Raw genomic sequence first — 21,344 nt, forward strand, 5'->3', positions numbered from 1 at the left:
TTTTAGTTAAACTCCACAGGAATATCATTAAATTAAAGCGATATTAATTGTAAGCCCGGTTATGCCTATACCTTTCAACATCATTAGTAAAATAATCTGTTTTGCGCTTGTTTTTGGCTTGTTAGGATGTCATAATACAACTAAACCGGTAAACAAGCGTCCTTTAAAAAAGGCCATCAAAGCAAAAGAAAAAAGCCATAAAGAAATTCAATATACCGAAGGGCAACTTATTGCTTTTTTTGATAGTGTTGGTAAGTTGCCGGCACAGCCGTTTGCTGATAAGGTAGCCTTTTATGCCGATTCTATTTTCAAAACGTTTACAAAACCTATGAACCGGCAGCTTTCTACGGCTGATTTTAAATCGTTGAAGCAAGCCATAACAGCCAAGAGAATAAGGGTAAATGCAGCGAAAAGAATATTCGGGGAATTTACAGTGGATAGTAATTGCAATTCAAACGGCTTATTTGATTCGGTTAAGCGAGGTTACGTTTATCTACAAGCCTATCATTTTATTCGTAATAAAAATAAGTTTGATGAGTTTGCAGTTGGCGTGGCGGATCGGGGGCACTGCGAGGGGGCTATGATTTATTATTTTAGAGGAAATAAGATCATAGCGAAACAAGATGGTTATTCGCGATTTGAAAGCGAACCGGAATATTTTACCAATGTAGATGGTGAAAATATTGTTTACAGGCAATATCAGTTTGCCGAAGGATCAGGCGTTGGATGGTTTAATTATTTTTTCTATAAATACGATGGTGATAAATTAATCCCGGTGTTAAATGAACTTGCCAATGGAAATGCCCAGGGGAGTTGGATAGGGCGTGTTATATGGTTAAATGCTACAGTGAAGCGAACAAATCCGTTAACGATAAAAATGGTCTATTATAATCAATTTGTTAATAAAGATAAAATAGAATTTGGACCTAACGTTATCAACGATTCAACCATGGTTAGCTATAGGTGGGATGAAAAATCAAAAACACTTATCGGGCAATACCAAAAATCTAAAATTAGTAAAGCACAGATTTTATCATATTATCTGGAGGATAATGATCTATTGTTTATTAATGTTTTTAACAGACCACTGAAGGTTGCTTTAAATAACAAAGAAAACAGGTCGTTAATATTGAGTTATCTCCGGAACGTGAAAGTTTATCAGGACACTGTTGGCAGGTAGTTAATTTTTTTGTCACTGGTCGAAGTTTAGCGGCAGCCCTGATAAATAACCACGATGATTTTAGTTAAACTCCACAGAAATATCGTTAAATTAAAGCGATATTAATTGTAAGCCCGGTTATGCCTAATCCTTCCAAAATCATCTGCAACGCAGCTTGCCTTATACTTATTTTAGGCGTATTGGGCTGCCATCATGAAAGCAAGCCAATAAATAAAAAGCGTCTTAAAAAAGCGGTTAAGCCAAAAGCAAAAGAATATGTAGAGATCAAATATACAGAACCACAACTTGTTGCTTTTTTTGACAGTGTGGGTAAGCTACCTGTGCAGCCACTTGCCTATAAAGCTGCTTTTGTTGCCGATTCTGTTTATAGAAATCTAATAAAACCTGCAAATTGGAAATTGCAGCCAGCAGATTTTGCGTTATTAAAGCGCGCTACACGCATGGAAATGATAGAAGTACATGCTGCAAGAAAAATATTTGGCGAATTAAAAACTGATAGTACCTGCACAGCCAAGGGCTTGCTTGATTCTGTTAAAAAAGGGAATGTTTATTTGCAATACTATCCGTTTGACCGGGATAAAAATAAGTTTGACGAGTTTGCAATTAGAATTGGCGATGTAAGACATTGTTCCGGCTCTGAGTTGTATTTTTTTAAAGGAGATAAAATTATTGCCAAACAAGATGGTTATGGCCGAGATGATGAAGATTTAGAATATTTTAAAAATACAGACGGCGAAGCTATCGTTTATCAATTATCTGAATTTGATAATGGTTCCGGTATTTGGTGGAACAATTACTTTTTTTATAAGTATGATGATGATAAACTAATTCCGGTATTAAACGAACCTGAAAGTTGTAATGCCCAGGCATTTTGGGAATTTCGGATTTTGTGGCTCGAATCCAAAATTCAGCAAACCAATCCGCTGACTATAAAAATGGTTTATCACCAACAGTTTTATAATGACAATAACGATGTTTATTTTAATTATGGGCCAATATTTTTGAATGATTCAACCAGTATTGAATATAGATGGGACGAAAGCTCGAAAACGCTGCGCGGGCAATATCAGCAATCTAAGCTAAACAAAGCCCAAATACTGTCATACTACCTTACTGATAACGACTATCTTTTCATTAATTCACATTATAAATTGTTAAAGGTTGTATTAGCGGATGAAAAACAAAGGCCGTGGTTATTGGATTATTTAAACAAAGTCAAAAATTATTATGATCACTAAAACTGGTCGAAGTTTAGAGACAGCGCAACTTCGACCAGCTATTTACCAAAACAAAAAATGCCCGCTCAACAGCGGGCATTTACAAATATCAAGGGCCAACTTATTTCTTCCCCGTCACCCCAAATTTCTTTTCAAAGCCACTCAGCTGTGTGCTGAATTTATTGAATAGTTGCGGCTGCTTGTATTGCTTGCTAAACTCAACCAGGCCTCCTAAAATCTGCATTGAATATTGCAGGTCGCGGTTTTCGAGGTTGGTTTCACCTTTTTGGAATAGTGCGTAGCTGTAATCAAGCTGATTGCTTACATAGTCATCAACCAGGTTAGCCAGTTTGTTGCCTAACTGAATATCGTTTAAGCGGTAAGCGTTTTCTATCATATAATACTTACGTACCGCTATCTCTAATGAGTTAATAGTGGTTGGCATTACCTCGTCATACTTCTTAAGCACTTTGCGAGCCGAATCAGGCTTGCCTGCTTTGGCCAAATCATCGGCCAGGGTTGAGTAAAGCCGGGTGATGAGCGGGTAAAACATGGTCATTGATTCGTGATCAAGATAGCTGGCGTTTTTCATGTTGCCCCATTTGTATTTGGTCATCATGTTTTCATACATCTTACCGGTGTTGCTGGCCTCAAGCGGCCCAACGGCTGTATCCGGTTTTAATGGCAGTAAACGGTAAGCGAAGCCTTCGTTATACATATATTTATCCAGGCCGATCATATTACTGTTAGGTACGGTAACCGAAAAATAAATCGGTCGCTTCCAGTTGTTATGGCTCAGGATATCCATCATTGCCAGTACGTCCTTGGTAACGTAACGACCGTTAAATGTCCAGTCCATTTCAGGCGCTATTTTATCCTTATCGGCTGCTGGTACGGAGCCTGTTTTAATAACCTCATCAGCGTTAACCGTTAGTTTGAATTTATTGGTTGGCAGATAATTGGCAACATCGCCGTTATTATACTCAACCATGGCTTCCTTTTTATCGGAAGTCATAAAGTCAAAAACATCTTTTAATTCGGTAGCGCCCGGAATTTTCTGATCGCTAAAATAGATCACATCACGTACGCCTGGTTTAAATTTATCGTTTGTCATGCTGATCGGCAGTGGCTCCGACTCATTCATTTTGTTTTTCATACCGCGGATGTACCAGTCGGTACCCAGCAAGCTCAGGTTCACGATACGCACATCGGGGCGTACATTTTCCACCTCCTGTATATACCAAAGCGGGTAAGTATCATTATCGCCATAGGTAAACAAAATAGCATTTGGCGCACATGAGTTCAGGTAGTTATAAGCCATATCATGCGGGGTGAGCTTGGTTGAGCGGTCATGATCGTCCCATTCCTGGTTGGCCATTAGTAAAGGTGCAGCAGCAAGGCAAACTACTGTAGAAATGATTGCACTCACTCTTGCATTAAGCTTTTTGCTCAGCACATCGGCAATACCAATTACGCCAAGGCCTATCCATATTGCAAAAGCATAGAAAGAACCGGCATATGCATAGTCACGTTCGCGGGGCTGCAGCGGATCCTGGTTAAGGTAAAGCACGATGGCCAAACCGGTGCAAACAAACAGGATGGCAACAACACCGGCTTCGCGCTGATTGCGTGCAAAGTGAAACACCGCACCAAATAGACCTATGATAAGTGGTAAAAAGAACAGGCGGTTATAGCTTTTGCTTTGGGTAACCGAATAGGGCAGGGGCTTATTAAAATTCCATCCGCTAATCCATTCGCCGTCGGCGCCTGAATTTAAGCTTTGACCATCGAGGTCATTGGCGCGGCCTGCAAAGTTCCACAGGAAATAGCGGGTATACATTTGGTTGATCTGCCATTTGGCAAAAAAACTGATGTTTGAGCCAAAGGTTGGGTGTTCGCTTTCACCGAGACCAGTCCACTCACGGTAAAACTCCGGATGGCCGGGCTTATCGCTAAACATCCGCGGAAATATGGTATTACGGTCATAAACGGTATTCAATTTTTTACCGGCAACTTCGTATTTGGTTGCTCCGCGGCGGTAAATATTAGCGCCTTCGGTTTGAGCCGTAGCTTCCGAATCAAAAAACTGCCCGTATAATAACGGGGTATCGCCGTACTGATCGCGGTTAAGGTAGCTGTTTAAGGCAAAGGCATTTTCAGGGTCGCTATTATTCAGGTTAGGGTTAGCCTTTGCACGTACCACAATCATTACAAATGAGCTGTAGCCAAACAGGATAAACAGCAGGCAGATCAAAAAGCTGTTGAGCGCGAAGCGTTTTTCGCGGATCTTTACTACATACTCTAACAAGGCTAAAACTGCTCCGCTTACTATCAGGCCAATAATGCCACCGCTTATGCCTAATATCAATACAAAGCATACGGCCGCTAAAATAATGGCAGGTTTAACAGGATTTATAGTATAGTAAATGCCTGCAACAATGGTAATAATGAGCAGTACAAAAAACACTACTGCCCCGCTGCCAAAACCCATGCCCAGGGTGTTTACAAAAAGCAGGTCGGAAAAAGCCGCGCCTTTTACGGTGTATTGTATCACTCCCCAAAGTACAAAGGCCAGGGCCACCACGCTTGCCAAAAAGGTAAGCAATGTTCCCTTTGTAGTAACATTTTTTACCCTGCGGAAATAGATCACCAAACCGATAGCCGGGATCACCAGTAAGTTTAATAAGTGAATACCGATGGAAAGGCCCATTACATAGGCGATAAAAACTATCCATCTGTCGGCATGAGGCTCATCGGCGTGAGCGTCCCACTTTAATATCGCCCAAAATACTACAGCGGTACAAAGTGATGATTGTGCGTAAACTTCCGATTCAACCGCCGAAAACCAAAAGGTATCCGACCATGCATAGGCTAATGCGCCTACAAGGCCCGAACCTATGATCAGGATGAGATTGGTAACATTAAGCTGTTCCTGTGTTTTAACCAACAGTTTTTTGGCAAGGGCGGTAATGGTCCAAAACAGGAACATGATGGTAGCGCCGCTGGCCAGGGCCGATGCCATATTGGCCCAATAAGCAACTTTGGTATTATCGCCCATGGATAGCAGGGTAAATACCTTGCCAATGATGGTAAACAGGGGCGCGCCGGGCTGGTGGGCTACCTGTAAGCGATAGATACAGGCTATAAATTCGCCGCAATCCCAAAAGCTTGATGATGGCTCAAGGGTTAAAATGTAAGTTACCGTGGCAATGATAAAGGCCACCCAGCCAAATATATTGTTGAGTTTTTTGTAATTCATGTTCGGATGCTATCTAAAAAACAGGTTTAAAGCAGCCGAAAATAATAAAACTATTGGGATGTTGCCATTAAAAGAGGCGTTTTGAGGCGCATTTGTATTTTATTTTACTGTGTTTGAGTTGATAATAAACTTTTTTAAAATTCTATTTTGAGAATCAAATATTCGCGCTATATTTGCATTCCTTTTCGGGGAGTAAAACAAACCAAAGGAGATTGCCTGATAGTATAATGGTAGTACGACGGTTTTTGGTACCGTTTGTCTAGGTTCGAATCCTGGTCGGGCAACAATAAAATTCGGATTTCGGATTTTCAATTTCGGATTTATTCTGATTGGAAAACTTGAAATCCGAATTGTGTTTTATGACGGTTGTATTTGTAAAAGATCAACGGTGGAAGACAGGTAAATCCGAAATCGAACATCCCAAATCCAAAATCAAAATGCCCTTACAATTTAACCCGGTTAAATTATTTTCAGGATCAGGTTCGCAGGAGCTTGCGCATCTTATAGCTGATGCTTATGGTCGTGAGTTAGGTGAAGTTGTGATATCGCGTTTTAGCGATGGCGAATACCAGCCGCATTTTAACGAATCTGTAAGGGGATGTGATGTTTTCCTGATCCAGTCAACTCACCAGCCAACCGATAATTTAATGGAGTTACTCATGATGATTGATGCCGCCCGCCGTGCATCAGCCCACTATGTAAACGCCGTTATACCTTACTTTGGTTTGGCCCGTCAGGACAGGAAAGATAAGCCCCGTGTTGCCATTGGTGCAAAGCTGGTAGCTAACCTGTTGGTTGCAGCCGGTATTAACCGCATCATGACCATGGATTTGCACGCAGCGCAGATCCAGGGATTTTTTGACGTGCCGGTTGATCACCTGGATGCTTCTATCATTTTTGTACCTTATATTAAAAGCCTTGGTTTAGGTCACCTTACTATTGCATCGCCTGATATGGGCGGTTCATACAGGGCTCGGAGCTTTGCCAAGTTCTTTAATGCCGAAGTGGTAATTTGCGATAAACGACGTAAACGCGCTAACGAAATTGAAGCCATGACGCTGATAGGTGATGTTACCGATCAGGACATAGTACTGATTGATGACATTTGCGATACCGCAGGTACGTTAGCGAAAGCAGCCGGATTGATCATGGAGCGTGGTGCACGCAGCGTACGCGCGGTTTGTACACATCCGGTATTATCAGGTAAGGCTTATGAAACTATCGAAAACTCGGCATTAACCGAACTGATAGTTACAGATACAATCCCGCTTAAACAAAGCAGCCCTAAAATAAGGGTGCTTTCAACCGCCGAGCTGTTTGCAAAAGCGATAAGCAACGTAAACGAACACGGTTCGATAAGTACCTTGTTTAAGGTGGATTAGTTTTAAGTCCATAGTCAGTGGTCGATAGTCCATGGCTGTGGTTGATTGGTTAGAATAAAAATAAATCCATGGTCTATTGACTATCGACCATGGGCTACAAATAAATAAACAAATAAATAAAAATGAAATCAATTGCTATTAGCGGTTCTCTAAGAGAGAACGTAGGGAAAAGAGACGCAAAAGAGCTGCGTTACAATGGCCAGGTGCCTGCAGTTCTTTATGGTGGTGCTACCCAGACCCACTTTTCTGTGTCCGCAGCTGATTTGAGAGCCGTAGTTTACACTCCGGTTGTTCATTTCATCGATCTGGAAATCGCCGGTGTTAAATCACAAGCTATCATCAAAGACATCCAGTTCCACCCACTAACTGAAAAAATCACTCACATTGACTTTTTATTGTTAGATGAGAAAAAACCTATCACCATCGAGATCCCAGTTAAATTAACCGGTACTTCTCCAGGTGTTAAAGTAGGTGGTAAACTGGTTCAAAAATTAAGGAAACTGCGTATCAAAGCGCTTCCTAAAGATCATCTTGATGCTATTGAAGTAAGCATCGAATCTCTTGAAGTTGGTAAATCAGTAAAAGTATCTGATATTAAATTAGATAACTTAGTGATCACCAACGCTAAAGAAGATACCATTGTTTCTGTAACTACCTCACGTGCATTACGTCAGGCAGAGCAGGAAGCAGCTCAAGGTAAAAAATAAGCCCCCTAACCCCCTGAAGGGGGAGCAGGACTTGAATTTAAAAACAGCGATAGAGTAATTTCTATCGCTGTTTTTGTTTGAGCAATAAATAATATCTTCGCATTAAAATTTAAGCTAATCAAAAATTCCCCCTTTAGGGGGCCAGGGGGCATGAAATATTTAATTGTAGGTTTAGGGAATATTGGTCCGGAGTATGTAGATACCCGGCATAATATCGGTTTTATGGTGTTGGATGAACTGGCCAGGCAAGAGGGAGCGAGGTTTCAAAACTCGCGGCTTGCTTATTATACCGAGGTATCGTTCAAAAGCCGTACGCTTTGCCTCATTAAACCTACTACCTATATGAACCTGAGCGGAAAAGCCCTGAGCTACTGGATGAAAGACCTGAAAATTCCGGTGGGGAATGTTTTAGTTATCGTGGATGACCTTGCCTTGCCGCTGGGTACCTTACGCTTAAAACCCAAAGGCAGCGCCGCCGGGCATAACGGCCTTAAAAATATTGAAGAGGTGCTTGGCAACAATAACTACGCACGCCTGCGTTTTGGCATTGGTGATAATTACCCCAAAGGCCGGCAGGTTGATTTTGTGCTGAGCCCGTTTGATAAAGACGAACAGCCCGAACTGCCTGCATTGATCGATCGTTCGATAGAAATGGTGAAGAGTTTTGCAACTATTGGAACCGAACTTACCATGACTCGTTATAATAAGTAACAACGTCGTTACAAACTAATATTTTAGTTAAAATTCCGTTCAAATCGTAATTCGCGTTGTAACGCGCGGGTGTGTACTTACGTCTTGTAAACCTAAATAACCTTATGAAACAAATCCTGCTAACGGTACTTTGCTGTTGCTTATCTATACTCTTATTCGCTCAAACAAAAACTTCCGTTGCTCCGGCAGTTCCTAATATTATTGTAAAAGGCATCATCATTGATTCGGCTGTAAATAAACCCATGGGGTATGTTACCGTTGCGCTCCAGGATGCCGCAACCAAAGCCCCGGTAAAAAGTACGCTTGCTAAAGACGATGGCAGTTTTGAACTAAAAGCGCCAGAAGGTAAAACTTACCAGTTAGTTGCTGTTTTTATTGGTTACGCCACCAAAACTATCCCGGTAAAACTTACAAATAATACATTTAATGCAGGCCGGATCCTGCTTTCGGCATCGAGCAAACAATTGAAAGAAGTTACCGTTACCGCCGTTAGGCCGGTAATGAAACAGGAGGTGGACCGCCTGAGTTATGATGTAACTGCCGACCCGGAAAGTAAGTCTATCACCGCGCTGGATATGATCCGTAAAGTACCTTTGTTATCTGTTGATGGCAACGACGCTATCAAGCTACGGGGTAATGATAATTACAAGATCCTGATAAATGGAAAAGAATCGGCCATGATGGCCAAGAACCCATCGGACGTGTTGAAATCTATGCCCGCTGCCAATATTGAAAAGATAGAAGTAATCACTACGCCGCCCGCAAAATATGATGCCGAAGGCCTTGCGGGGATCATCAATATCATCACCAAAAAAAATGCGGACCAGGGCTATAACGTAAGTATCAATACGGGCTATAACAATGTTTTTGGCGAACGTGCAAACGTAAACGTAACTGTTAAACAAGGTAAATTCGGTTTCGCGGGTTACGCAGGCTACAACCACAGGCCCGTGCAAACTTCATCGTTTGAAAATATTACCAATTTTTATCATCCTAAATCGTCCCTTAACCAAACCGGGACAAGGGGCAATGGGGCTAACAATGTGTACGCCAGCGGTGAGCTGAGCTATGAGGTAGATACCCTGAACCTCATTACAGGTATGTATGATTTTTATAACGGTAAAGGTAAGCAGCAAAATAACCAGGTAACCAGTATTAGCGATAGTGTTGATGCTGTTACCCAGTTTTATCGCTTATTTAATTCGGGTAATAGTACATTTCATGGTGCAGACGCAGGCCTGAACTATCAGTTGGGATTTAAAAATCATAAAGATCAGTTGCTAACGGTATCATATAAATACAACAATAACAACAATGATCAAAATAACAATGCAACATCGGGTGCCGATAAAATTGGCGTTCCGCCTCCGGCAGATTATAAGCAGTACAATAATTCCGGTTCAAAGCAGCACGCTTTTCAGTTAGATTATATTCAGCCGGCAAAAATACTGACACTTGAAGCAGGCGGTAAAGGTATTCTGAGAAACAATTACAGTAATTTCCATACGGATACACTAACGCAGCCAGGTGTTTATCAAACTAATGACAGTCAAACTAACGATTTTACTTACAAGCAGAACGTTTACAGCTTGTATAACTCCTATTCGGTAAAGCTTGCCAAATGGGCCTTTAAGGGAGGCCTGCGTTTAGAACATACAACTGTTAATGCCGATTTTTCAACCACTAACAGCACCGTTCACCAGGATTATAACAATCTTATACCATCGGTATCTATCCAAAAAAGTTTAAAAAGCAGCAGCCTTACTTTAGGGTTCACCCAGCGCATCCAACGCCCGGGTATCTACCAGTTAAACCCATTTACTGATCGTACCAACCCGCAATATGTTAACATGGGTAACCCTAATTTGAAGGCCGCGGTTACCAATAACTTCGAGCTGGGGTATAGTAATTTTGCCAAAGGATCTATCAACCTGAGCACCAATTACTCGTTTGCCAATAATACAGTACAAAACCTGGCGCGGGTTGATTCGGCCGGGGTAACTACCAATACTTATGACAATGTGGGCTCTAACAAAAACTGGGGCTTTGATGCCAATATCAACTATCCTATCACCCCAAAACTAAATGTAAATGTCAATGCCGAACTTTTATTTGTTTGGCTTAAGGGCTACTATAACGGTTCGCTTTATAAAAACAGCGGTAACCAGGGACACATTTTTACTTATACCAGCTACAAATTTGACGGCGGCTATCGCGCCGGCTTAAACATTGGGTATGACAGCCGTTACGTATTGCTGCAGGGGAAGGATAATTATTATTTCTTCAGCTCTATCAGCGGTACTAAAACCATGTTTAAAGAAAAGGCCACGCTATCAGTAAACATTAATAATCCTTTCAAAAAATTCAACAAACTCGACTTCTACACCAAAACGCCCGACTTTGATACTTACACCGCTAACAACAACTTTTACCGCACCATTAACGTGAGCCTGAGCTACAAATTCGGCAGGCTTAACAGCAGCATAAAGAAAAATCAACGTGGTATTAACAATGATGACACCAGCAGCGGAAGCCGCAATTAACAACTTTAGTAACTAACCCGTTACCTGGCAGTGGCAAACGTTAAAAAGTGTTAAACGCATATTTTTTGGTGTCACGCCCGGGTATCTTAAACGTCTTATGACCAAAATCGCAATTATGAAACAATTTCTACTAACAGTGCTATGCTGTTTTGTCACGGGCATGGCTATGGCCCAGGCTGCCGCACCGGTCTCTGTTCAAAATATAACCGTTAAAGGTACTGTCATCGATTCGGCAACCAACAAACCATTGGGGTATGGTACGGTGGCACTGCAGGATGCCGCTACCAAAACCCCGGTAAAAAGTACGCTTGCCAAAGATGACGGGAGCTTTGAACTGAAAGCCCCCGAAGGTAAAACCTATCAGTTAGTAGTAGCTTCTGTTGGATATGCAACCAAAGTACTCCCGGTGAAAATAACCGATAAAACGTTTGATGCGGGGCGGATCCTGGTAGCAGCATCAAGTAAACAGCTGAACGAGGTAACCATTACCGCTGTAAAGCCGGTAATGAAACAGGAGGTTGACCGCCTCAGTTATGATGTTACTGCCGATCCCGAAAGCAAAGCGGTATCTGCATTGGACATGATGCGTAAAGTGCCGCTTTTAGCTGTGGACGGCGATGATAACATCAAGTTAAAAGGCAGCGGTAAATATAAGATCCTGATCAACGGAAAAGAATCGGCGCTGATGGCCAAAAACCCATCTGACGTGTTAAAGGCGATGCCGGCCACCAACATCGAAAAGATTGAGGTGATCACTACGCCGCCTGCAAAATACGATGCCGAGGGTTTGGCAGGTATAATTAACATCATCACTAAAAAGAACGCGGATCAGGGCTATAATGGCAGTGTCAACATGCGCTATAACAGTGTTTGGGGGCCGGGGTATAACCTGAACATGACAGCCAAGCAAGGTAAGTTCGGAGTTTCGGGTTATGCAGGTTTTGGTAACCAGAAGCGTAATACCAATACTTTTACTACTACCCAAACGCAGTTTGAGCCAAACTCAAAAATAGTAAGGTCAAACATATTACAGGATGGTACCAACTCATTTGGCGGTAAGTATCGCTATGCCAACGCCGAAATGAGCTACGAGATAGATACCCTGAACCTGCTCACTGGCTCATTTGAAGTTTTCCATGGCGAGTTTGATCAGGATGGTACGCAGCGTTCGGCACAAACCAATGAGGCCGGTGCACTTACACAAGGTTACAATCTATCGAGCAATGGTTATAATCATGACCAGGGACTTGATGCATCTATCAACTACCAGTTAGGTTTTAAAGGGCACAAAGATGAACTGCTTACCTTATCGTACAAATACAGCTATGGTCCAAGCAAAAACTTTACTGATAACCAATTTTCGGACAGGGTTAACTATTATAATTCCTTACAGCCAGATTTTAGACAGTATAATAACGCAGGTAACCGCGAGCATACCTTCCAGTTAGATTATGCTTATCCGTTAAAAAAAATCAGCATTGAGGCTGGTGGTAAAGTGATCCTGCGTAATAACTTTAGTGATTACAGGCGCGAGGACAAAGACTCAACCAGTTCGGTATATAATGTAAACACAGGGCAAACCGGTGAATTTGATTACCATCAGGATGTTTATAGTGCTTATAACTCATACCAGTTAAAGTTTGATAAATGGACAGGTAAGGCTGGTTTACGTTTGGAGCATACCCAGGTAAATGCCGTGTTTACAGGTACGCCGCTTGATAAAAGCTATAATAACTTTATTCCATCGGTATCTGTTCAGCGCTCTATGAAAAGCAGCAGCATCAGTTTGGGCTTTACCCAGCGCATTCAAAGGCCGGGTATTTACCAGTTAAATCCATTTATTGATAAATCGAACCCTAAATTCATCAGCACCGGTAATCCCGATCTGAAGCCGGAGTTGAACAATACTTTTGAGTTGAACTATAGTAATTTCTCAAAAGGATCAATCAATGTTGGTTTGAGCTATGCGTTCTCCAACAATGCTATCCAAAACGTAACCAGCCTGATTCAAAACAACATGGGCGATCATATTGATACCGTTACGTTTACTACGTACCAAAATTTAGGCAGCAACCGATCACTTGGCTTAAACTTGAATACCAATTACTCAATCACTAAAAAGTTTACGGTTAATATCAACGGGCAAATTTCGCACGTGTGGTTAAAGGGAACTTATAACGGCCAGTTTTATAAAAATGACGGTTACACCGGCAACGCTTTTGCCAATATTGGCTACAAATTTGATGGCGGCTATCGCATTGGCCTCGATGCCGGTTTCTTTAGCGGGGATGTTACCTTACAAGGCAAGTCAAGCAATTTTATTTTTAACTCCTACGTACTATCTAAAGAGTTCCTGAACAAAAAGCTGACCATATCGGCAGTAGCCAACAACCCGTACAGTAAATACCGTACATTCAGATCGACCACACATACAGTTGATTTCGACCAGGAATCATTGTACCATAACCGCTACAGGAATTTTGCTGTGAGGTTAAACTTTAAGTTTGGTAAACTGAATGGCGATATCAAAAAGAACCAGCGTGGCATTAATAACGATGATACCAAAGGCGGGGGCAAAAGCAATGGCGGCGGCAATGGTTAATTGCTAATAGATATTTGTTAGGAGAGGCGCGTAATGGCGCCTCTTTTTGTTTTTTATCGCCATATCATAAAACAACAGGCGAGTTGAAATAGTCCCTGCTCATGATATATCGAAATCCGTAAATTTACCCCCATGAAAGTTTACGGAATAACCAATTGCAATACAGTAAAAAAAGCCCTCGACTGGCTTAAAGAAAATAAGGTAGCTTACGATTTCCAGGATTTCAAAAAGTTGGGTGTAAGCGCCGAAAAATTGCAGGAATGGGATACCAAAGCAGGTTACGAAAAGTTTTTGAACAAACAAGGCCTCACATGGAAACAACTTGAGCCTGCTGTTAAGGAAAGCATCAAAACCAACGCCGACGCGCTGCAATTATTACAGCAAAAAACCAGTATGATCAAACGCCCGGTAATTGAGGATAATGGTTTCCTTTTCTTCGGTTTTGATGAGAAGGTTTATGCAGATCATTTTTTGGGGAAGTAAGGATTTGGTGAACCGTATTTCGTGCCGTTGTTAGATAAACAACGGCGCGGAAATAATTATGTCATTGCCCGCCGTTGTTGGTGTTGTCACCAACAACTCTACGCCGCGTATTATCTTATGCTGTGATCGTTACGCATAAAATGATTTTTTAGTTCCTAATGATTAAATATTATTGGCAATAGCATCAATAAATAAAGTGAGCCGATTTTATTTATTTTAGCATATATGGCTGAAATTAACTTTGACTATCATCCACAATTTTTCACAGCAACAATTTTAGAATGGAAGCCATTGCTAACAGAAGATATTTATAAAGATATAATTATAAAAAGTCTGTTGTTTCTAAAAAACGAAGGAAGTATAGTTGTTTATGGGTTCGTGATAATGCCTAATCACATTCATTTGATATGGCAGATACAAGACGGACATACACGGGATTTGGTTCAAATGCGTTTCTTGAAATTTACGGCGCAGCAGATGAAATTCAGCTTATTGGATAGTAATGATGATAGATTATCCCTACTTATGGTTAATGCCAAGGATCGGAAATATCAATTTTGGGAGCGAAATTCCTTAAGTATTGATTTGTGGACCCCGGACGTTTTTATGCAAAAGTTGGACTATATCCACAATAATCCATTGCAGGAAAAATGGAAATTGGTTCAATATCCGGAAGATTATAAATATTCATCTGCCAGGTTTTATGAAACGGGGATAGACGAGTTCGGTTTAATTACACATCATGCAGGGTGAATAGTTGTTGGTGACAACACCAACAACGGCGTGGTATCTAACGCGTCCCTAATTTTTTAGCAATTGTTGGTGTTGTCACCAACAATAACCAATTCACCTGATAAGCAGCCTTTAAGCACGAAATCAATTCCTTAATTAAATCGGTAACAATCGTTTTACCAATCTTTTGCATCTCCCTAATTTGTAGTATACTTGTTCCTTTACGCAATTTATTTGACTGAACATGAAACTAAAACTGATGGCAGGTTGCAGCCTTGCCTTTATGTTGGCCGCAAGCGTGAGTTACGCCCAGCAGCCAGCGCCTACCACCACAACACCCCCCGCCGGTTCTGTTTACGATTATCACGAAACTTTTGGTCCCGGTTTTTATACTAAAAATGGTACCGAGTTCCGCGCAGCGAGTGGCGAGCCAGGATATAAATACTGGCAAAACCGTGCAGACTACCAGCTGGCTGCCAAACTGAATGATCAAACCAACGAAATTACCGGCTCGGAAGTTTTAACGTATACCAATAACAGTCCGCAAACATTGGGCTTTATGTGGATGCAGTTGGATCAGAATCTGTTTAAGCTCGATTCAAGAGGTACAGCCATCGTTCCCCCGGCAGGTAGCCGTAACTGGGGCCGCGGCGAGGCGTTTGATGCCGGTTATAAAATTAAATCGGTAAAAGTTGCTGGTTTGAAAGGCGAATATGTCGACGTTAAATTCCTGATCACCGATACCAGGATGCAGGTTTTCCTTCCAAAAGAAATTGCCGCGAACGGCGGACAGGCTAAACTGAAAATTGAATACTCATTTGTGTCGCCAAATTATGGGTCGGACCGTATGGGCTACCTGCAAACCAAAAATGGTAAAGTTTATACTATTGCACAATGGTACCCGCGCGTATGTGTGTATGACGACGTAATGGGCTGGAACACCCTGCCGTATAGCGGCCCGGGTGAGTTTTACCTGGAATACGGTGATTTTGACCTGAACATCACTGCACCTGCCAACCATATTGTTGTAGCATCCGGCGAATTATTAAACCCGCAGGAAGTATATACCCCTGAGCAATTGAAACGCTGGGCAGCTGCCGAAAAAAGCGAAAGCACTGTCATCATCCGCTCGGCTGCTGAAGTTACCGATCCAAAATCGCGCCCTGCCGGTAAAACCCAGTTAACCTGGCACTTTAAAATCAAGAATGCCCGTGATGCTTCATGGGCTTCATCTGCAGCATTTATTATCGATGCTGCCAAAATGGACCTGCCAAGCGGTAAAAAATCAACTGCTATATCTGCCTACCCGGTTGAAAGCGACGGCAACGATGCCTGGGGCCGTTCAACAGAGTACGTTAAAAAATCTATTGAGTATAACTCATCAAAATGGTTCGAGTTCCCTTATCCTGCTGCTACTGCGGTTGCAGGTATAGTGGGTGGTATGGAATATCCAGGCATTGTTTTCTGCGGAGCGAAAGCTAAAAAGGCAAGTCTTTGGGGTGTAAACGATCATGAATTTGGTCATACCTGGTTCCCGATGATCGTAGGCTCAAACGAGCGCATGTACGGCTGGATGGACGAGGGTTTTAATACGTTCATCAATACGCTTTCTACCGCTAACTTTAACAATGGCGAGTACAAAAACACAAGGGTGCCGGATATGCATACTATCGGTGCTTTCTTTACCAGGCCCGATCTTGAGCCTGTTATGAGCCAGCCGGCTAACTTAAAAGAGAGAAACACTGGTACCCTGCTTTACTCAAAGCCAAGCGCCGGTTTAGTATTGCTGCGCGAGCAGATCTTAGGCCCGGAGCGTTTTGATTTCGCCTTTAAAACCTACATTAACCGCTGGGCATTTAAACACCCAACTCCCGACGACTTTTTCCGCACGATGGAAAATGCAAGCGGCGAAAACCTGCAATGGTTTTGGAGAGGCTGGTTCCTGAACGACTGGCGTTTGGATGTTGCTGTAAGCGATGTAAAATATGTTGATAACGATCCAACCAAAGGCTCGCTGATCACTTTAGATAACCTGGGTAAAATGGCAATGCCGGTTATCCTGGAAGTTAAAACCAAAGGTGGTAAAGTTGACCGCGTAAAACTGCCGGTTGAAATTTGGGAGCGTTATGCGTCATGGACATTTAAATATCCATCAACCGAAGAAATTGAATCGGTTACTTACGATCCTGATAAAGTATTACCGGATTACAATCCTGAAAATAACGTTTGGAAAAAATAGCCTCTCTGGATCTCCCCCCTAAAAGGGGAAACAAAAAAACCGGCGATGAGCGTTAGTTCATCGCCGGTTTTCGTTTGATTATCTTTAATTCCAGACTTTACGAAACCTTATAGAAGCTTAAAGGCTGCAATACAAAACTTGTTTATTGCAATGATATCTTCAGGATTTTATTATTCCTTGTATCGGCTATAAAAATATTGCCGCTTTTATCAACTACATGGCCTTCGGCATCAGCCAAGCCGCCGGCCACTAAGTTAGTAACGTTATCCTTGTTAACTTTTATCAACGAGGAGTTTGCGCTAACGTATAAATTACCCGCGGCGTCTAAACTTATCGCGTCAATACCGTCAAAAGTGGTGTTACGTACACCGGTTATTGCAACCGTTGTAACTACAGCAGCGGGAGTTATTTTCCGGATGCGTTGATTTAACAGGTCGGCAACAAAAACATTCCCGTTTTTATCTGTAGCCACACTTACCGGCAAATTGAAACTTGCCGCTGTTCCAGTACCATCTGTTAGTGCTGATATCGAGTTTCCGGCAAAAGTGCTTACCATACCGGTATTATCAATTTTCCTGATCACATTATTTTGCGGGTCGGCAACATAAAAATTGCCCAAGCCGTCTATACTGATCCCTGTGGGGTTTTTAAAAGCAGCCAATGTAAGCGAGCCATTTGTAAGGCCATAAGCACCGCTGCCGGCAAAAGTACTTACCGAGGCTGTAGGAGTAATTTTTCGTATTACGTGGTTTAATTCATCGGCAACATAAATGTTCCCGGCATTATCTATGGTTAATGCATCCGGGTGATTAAAGCAAGCTATTGCACCAATGCCGTTTACCAGCCCCGCAGTACCGCTTCCTGCAAAAGTGCTTACCGTTCCGGTGGTGCTTATTTTCCTGATCTTATTGTTTTTTGAATCGGCAACATATAAATTGCCATCATTGTCAATCACTATGCCAATTGGTCCATTAAAACTTGCCAAGGCACCATCTGCATCATTTGCTCCCGCTGTACCGCTGCCTGCAATTGTAGTTGTTACCGGTGTTAACAAATAGGTAAAAGAGGGGCCTACGATGGTTTTGCCATTTACAGTAACTTTTATAATTCCGCTTCCTGCTCCTACAGGTACAGTTGCGGTAAGTTTAGTTGCTGTCGCCGTTTTTACAATACCCTCTTTATCGTTAAAAAACACCTTGTCATCAGTTAAGGTTGTGCTGAAGCCGGTACCCGTAATTTCGACAAGGGTATTAAACGGGCCTTCATTTACATTGATGGAACTTACTGTTAACGCAGGGGGATCTGTTTTAGGGGGGGTGGGATCTCCGCCGCTTTTAGAACACGAAGCCAAAATACATGTACTAAATAGAAAAGCAATTGAGAGAATTAATTTAGGGTTCAGGTGTAGCATTTTTATTAATTTGACACAAAAATAACTAATAATTGCCAGCTTATGCAACAATGAAGTTCAACTGACAAACAATTGAATACTACACCGTTATTTTACAATATCAAACACAAACTATCATGAAAAATAAAGTATGGTTGATAACTGGTTGCTCAACCGGTTTTGGCAGGGAATTGGCAAAGCTTGTTTTGCAATTAGGTTATAGAGCCGGTGTTGCAGCGCGCAATACAGATGACATAAAAGATATCGTTGACGGTTATCCTGAAACAGCAATAGCTCTGAAGCTTGATGTCACAAAAGCGGATGATATCAAAGCGGGTGTTGATACTATAACACAAAAATTCGGCACTGTTGACGTATTGGTTAACAATGCAGGCATCGGCTATTTTGGCGCTATCGAGGAGAGTGAAGAGGAGGAAGTAAGGCGTATGTTCGAGATTAACTTCTTCGGTCTTGCCAACATGACCAAAGCTGTTTTGCCAATTATGCGTGCGCAGAAAAGCGGCCATGTGGTTAATATCGCCTCTATAGGCGGATTAGTGGCTTTTCCCGCAGTAGGTTTCTATAATGCAACCAAATTTGCTGTCGACGGTTATTCCGAAGCGCTATCTAAAGAAACCAAACATCTTGGTATTAAAGTTACGGTGATTGCACCGAGTGGTTTCCGTACCGACTGGGCCGGCCGTTCGGCTAATAACAGTAAGATCGTTATTGACGACTATAAAGAAACAGCAGGTACAAACAAAAATAATATCCGCGGCTACAGCGGCAAGCAGCCGGGAGATCCGGAACGTGCTGCCAAAGCTATTGTTGACGCTGTAGAAGCAGAAAACCCGCCCTTGCGTTTATTATTAGGTAAAGCAGCATTGAAAGGGGCGCGCAATAAGCTGCAGGAGTTACAAAAGGATTTTGATACCTGGGAGGCGACTACCGTAGGCGCCGATTTTCCGGAGGGGGAGTAATCGCAGTCAAAGGAAATGTCATTTCGACGAGGTACGAGGAGAAATCCTGTACACCTGTTATGGCGGACATGCAAGTTCGCTAAACCGGCGTATAAGATTTCTCCCTGTAGTCGAAATGACATCACTATTTAAAAATCTTCTTCGTTTTCGTAAATTGCATCCACAATAAACGGAAGCCTATGGGACAGATTGTAATTGTTGCCTATAAACCCAAACCGGGCAAACAGGAGGCATTGAAGCAACTCTTGAAAACACATGTACCCCGCCTCAAACAGGAGGGGCTGGTAACCGACCGTGAATCAATCATCATGGAAGCTGCCGATGGCACCATCATTGAAGTTTTTGAATGGCTGAGTGCGGAGGCTATTGCAAATGCCCATCATAATAAAGCAGTGCAGCAAATGTGGGGAGAATATGCTGAAGTTTGTGATTACGTTCCACTAAATACGTTGAAGGAAGCCGGTGATTTGTTTGCCGGTTTTGTGCCTGTTAATTAAAGAATAGTCTCTGTGCCGGTTACTTTAAATACAGATCAAAAAGCTGCTTTCAAGGCAATTCAGAAGTTTCTTGACCATCCTGCAGCAGATGTTTTTGTACTGAAGGGTTACGCAGGTACCGGTAAAACCTTTTTGATGCAGCACATTGCTCAATGGCTTAAAGAAAAGGAAAGGAAGTTTTGTATGCTGGCAGCTACGGGAAGGGCGGCTACTGTTTTAAGAGGCAAAACGGGGTTCTCCGCTTCAACAGTTCATGGCGAGTTATATAATTTTGATAAGATAGACGGTCTTGACGAGGAAACATTGGCCGAAAGCTCAGCATCGGGCATGGCCGGACAAATGACCATGCAGTTTACAACCCGTTCTGCAGACGCCGAAACCACCATTTATATTGTTGATGAAGCTTCGATGCTTTCGGGCACGCTTACCGAGGGCAATGGCTTTGCCGTTTTTGGTTCGGGGATCCTGCTTTATGATTTTTTTCAGGTGGCTAATAAAAGCAAGATTATTTTTGTGGGCGATCCCTGCCAGTTGCCACCCGTAGGGCAAAGCTTTAGTCCGGCGCTTGATACCGACTGGCTGGCCAAACAGCAACGTTTCCCGGTATCGGTTAAGCTCTCAAAAATAGAGCGCAATAAAGATGATAATGATATTTTGGTTTTGGCGGCGGCTATCCGCACCATGAGCGAAAGCCGGGAGCGCATCAAATTTCCGAAGATTCCGGCATCAAACCTTAATAACGTAAAGCTTCACGCTACAGATGATATAATGTTTAACCTTTATGCAGCTAATTATAAGGCCGCAGGCCCCAATAGTTGTTTGGCCATAGCACGCAGTAATAAAAAAGTTCAAATGATAAACCGGGACATGCGCCGCGAACTTTTTGGTTCGGGATACGTGCCCCTGCAGGTGGGCGATGTGCTGCTGGTAACACAAAATAATTATTCGGTACCGCTCACCAACGGCGATTTTGTAATTGTGAATGAACTTGAAGAAACCGAACAAAAGCTCGGGCTGAAATTTCAAAAAGTGTTGGTTACCGCGCTGGCTTCGGGGAAGGAGTTTAAGATGCTGATTTCTTTAGATACGCTTGAAAGTTTAAAGGGAAATCTCACTAACGATCAATCCAAAGCGCTCATTATCGATTTTAATGACCAGATGAAGGCAAAAGGCTTCCATCAAAAAAGTGAACAGTATAGGGAGGCGATGCGCGAAGACCCTTATCTCAACTGTCTTAAAGTTTCGTACGGTTATGCTGTAACCTGTCATAAAGCCCAAGGAGGCGAGTGGAACAATGTTTACCTGTTTTTGGATAAGAGCATGTATGGTTCGCCATACTACGAACTTTGCAAATGGTGGTACACCGCCGTTACCCGCGCAAAAGATGAATTGAATTTGGTAAATGATTGGTGGGTTGCGTAG

General features: G+C 42.4%; 15 protein-coding genes and 1 tRNA gene. 14 read left to right on the forward strand and 2 right to left on the reverse strand.

All coding sequences use genetic code 11. The features are described from left to right. Positions 1-61: 61 nt before the first annotated feature. On the forward strand, positions 62-1,180 hold the full coding sequence (locus tag BLS28_RS09870; RefSeq protein ID WP_091165470.1) for a hypothetical protein: 1,119 nt from the start codon (positions 62-64) through the stop codon (positions 1,178-1,180). Positions 1,181-1,299: 119 nt separating this feature from the next. Next, a complete protein-coding gene (locus tag BLS28_RS09875) occupies positions 1,300-2,418 on the forward strand; it encodes a hypothetical protein (RefSeq protein ID WP_091165473.1) in 1,119 nt (372 codons plus the stop codon). A 100-nt stretch (positions 2,419-2,518) separates the two neighbouring features. On the opposite strand, the gene BLS28_RS09880 is transcribed toward BLS28_RS09875, so the two are convergent. Next, positions 2,519-5,656 (reverse strand): glycosyltransferase family 117 protein, encoded by a 3,138-nt coding sequence (locus BLS28_RS09880; RefSeq protein ID WP_091165476.1) that lies wholly within the window; start codon positions 5,654-5,656, stop codon positions 2,519-2,521. 213 nt (positions 5,657-5,869) lie between these two features. Between BLS28_RS09880 and BLS28_RS09885 the strand changes: the two genes are divergently transcribed. From BLS28_RS09885 to BLS28_RS09925, 9 genes are all read left to right on the forward strand, one after another. Beyond that, a tRNA-Gln gene (locus BLS28_RS09885) sits at positions 5,870-5,940 on the forward strand. Between the two features lie 153 nt (positions 5,941-6,093). After that, the gene (locus BLS28_RS09890; RefSeq protein ID WP_091166935.1) at positions 6,094-7,038 is read left to right on the forward strand and encodes a ribose-phosphate pyrophosphokinase; all 945 of its coding nucleotides are present in this window, start codon (positions 6,094-6,096) and stop codon (positions 7,036-7,038) included. Positions 7,039-7,160: 122 nt separating this feature from the next. Then, a complete protein-coding gene (locus BLS28_RS09895; protein WP_091165479.1) occupies positions 7,161-7,745 on the forward strand; it encodes a 50S ribosomal protein L25/general stress protein Ctc in 585 nt (194 codons plus the stop codon). 150 nt (positions 7,746-7,895) lie between these two features. Then, a complete protein-coding gene (gene pth / locus BLS28_RS09900; protein ID WP_091165482.1) occupies positions 7,896-8,456 on the forward strand; it encodes an aminoacyl-tRNA hydrolase in 561 nt (186 codons plus the stop codon). A gap of 104 nt (positions 8,457-8,560) precedes the next feature. Beyond that, positions 8,561-10,999: a TonB-dependent receptor domain-containing protein gene (locus BLS28_RS09905; RefSeq protein WP_091165485.1), complete on the forward strand. Its 2,439-nt coding sequence runs from the start codon at positions 8,561-8,563 to the stop codon at positions 10,997-10,999. Between the two features lie 115 nt (positions 11,000-11,114). Next, a complete protein-coding gene (locus BLS28_RS09910; RefSeq protein ID WP_176844427.1) occupies positions 11,115-13,601 on the forward strand; it encodes a TonB-dependent receptor in 2,487 nt (828 codons plus the stop codon). A gap of 132 nt (positions 13,602-13,733) precedes the next feature. Next, complete coding sequence (locus tag BLS28_RS09915; protein ID WP_091165489.1) at positions 13,734-14,084, forward strand: Spx/MgsR family RNA polymerase-binding regulatory protein; 351 nt, start codon at positions 13,734-13,736, stop codon at positions 14,082-14,084. 225 nt (positions 14,085-14,309) lie between these two features. Next, positions 14,310-14,837 (forward strand): transposase, encoded by a 528-nt coding sequence (locus tag BLS28_RS09920; protein WP_091165493.1) that lies wholly within the window; start codon positions 14,310-14,312, stop codon positions 14,835-14,837. A gap of 223 nt (positions 14,838-15,060) precedes the next feature. Then, positions 15,061-17,055, forward strand: a complete 1,995-nt coding sequence (locus BLS28_RS09925) for a M1 family metallopeptidase (protein WP_091165495.1) — start codon at positions 15,061-15,063, stop codon at positions 17,053-17,055. A 142-nt stretch (positions 17,056-17,197) separates the two neighbouring features. Here BLS28_RS09925 and BLS28_RS09930 read toward each other — a convergent pair whose 3' ends face one another. Further along, the gene (locus tag BLS28_RS09930) at positions 17,198-18,406 is read right to left on the reverse strand and encodes an IPT/TIG domain-containing protein (protein WP_176844428.1); all 1,209 of its coding nucleotides are present in this window, start codon (positions 18,404-18,406) and stop codon (positions 17,198-17,200) included. A 176-nt stretch (positions 18,407-18,582) separates the two neighbouring features. On the opposite strand from BLS28_RS09930, the gene BLS28_RS09935 reads away from it, so the two are divergent. The 3 genes from BLS28_RS09935 to BLS28_RS09945 all read left to right on the forward strand — a co-directional run bounded on the left by BLS28_RS09935 (position 18,583) and on the right by BLS28_RS09945 (position 21,344). Beyond that, a complete protein-coding gene (locus BLS28_RS09935; protein ID WP_091165501.1) occupies positions 18,583-19,425 on the forward strand; it encodes an oxidoreductase in 843 nt (280 codons plus the stop codon). 179 nt (positions 19,426-19,604) lie between these two features. Further along, the gene (locus BLS28_RS09940; RefSeq protein ID WP_091165504.1) at positions 19,605-19,922 is read left to right on the forward strand and encodes an NIPSNAP family protein; all 318 of its coding nucleotides are present in this window, start codon (positions 19,605-19,607) and stop codon (positions 19,920-19,922) included. Between the two features lie 12 nt (positions 19,923-19,934). After that, positions 19,935-21,344 (forward strand): ATP-dependent DNA helicase, encoded by a 1,410-nt coding sequence (locus BLS28_RS09945; protein WP_091165506.1) that lies wholly within the window; start codon positions 19,935-19,937, stop codon positions 21,342-21,344.

Origin of the sequence: Mucilaginibacter gossypii (assembly GCF_900100945.1) — a bacterium.
In the GTDB taxonomy this organism is placed as follows: Bacteria; Bacteroidota; Bacteroidia; order Sphingobacteriales; family Sphingobacteriaceae; genus Mucilaginibacter; species Mucilaginibacter gossypii.

Coding starts and splice junctions, on each gene's coding strand:
- BLS28_RS09870 (WP_091165470.1), top strand. CDS start 62: ATGCCTATACCTTTCAACATCATTAGTAAAATAATCTGTTTTGCGCTT.
- BLS28_RS09875 (WP_091165473.1), top strand. CDS start 1,300: ATGCCTAATCCTTCCAAAATCATCTGCAACGCAGCTTGCCTTATACTT.
- BLS28_RS09880 (WP_091165476.1), bottom strand. CDS start 5,656: ATGAATTACAAAAAACTCAACAATATATTTGGCTGGGTGGCCTTTATC.
- BLS28_RS09890 (WP_091166935.1), top strand. CDS start 6,094: ATGCCCTTACAATTTAACCCGGTTAAATTATTTTCAGGATCAGGTTCG.
- BLS28_RS09895 (WP_091165479.1), top strand. CDS start 7,161: ATGAAATCAATTGCTATTAGCGGTTCTCTAAGAGAGAACGTAGGGAAA.
- pth (WP_091165482.1), top strand. CDS start 7,896: ATGAAATATTTAATTGTAGGTTTAGGGAATATTGGTCCGGAGTATGTA.
- BLS28_RS09905 (WP_091165485.1), top strand. CDS start 8,561: ATGAAACAAATCCTGCTAACGGTACTTTGCTGTTGCTTATCTATACTC.
- BLS28_RS09910 (WP_176844427.1), top strand. CDS start 11,115: ATGAAACAATTTCTACTAACAGTGCTATGCTGTTTTGTCACGGGCATG.
- BLS28_RS09915 (WP_091165489.1), top strand. CDS start 13,734: ATGAAAGTTTACGGAATAACCAATTGCAATACAGTAAAAAAAGCCCTC.
- BLS28_RS09920 (WP_091165493.1), top strand. CDS start 14,310: ATGGCTGAAATTAACTTTGACTATCATCCACAATTTTTCACAGCAACA.
- BLS28_RS09925 (WP_091165495.1), top strand. CDS start 15,061: ATGAAACTAAAACTGATGGCAGGTTGCAGCCTTGCCTTTATGTTGGCC.
- BLS28_RS09935 (WP_091165501.1), top strand. CDS start 18,583: ATGAAAAATAAAGTATGGTTGATAACTGGTTGCTCAACCGGTTTTGGC.
- BLS28_RS09940 (WP_091165504.1), top strand. CDS start 19,605: ATGGGACAGATTGTAATTGTTGCCTATAAACCCAAACCGGGCAAACAG.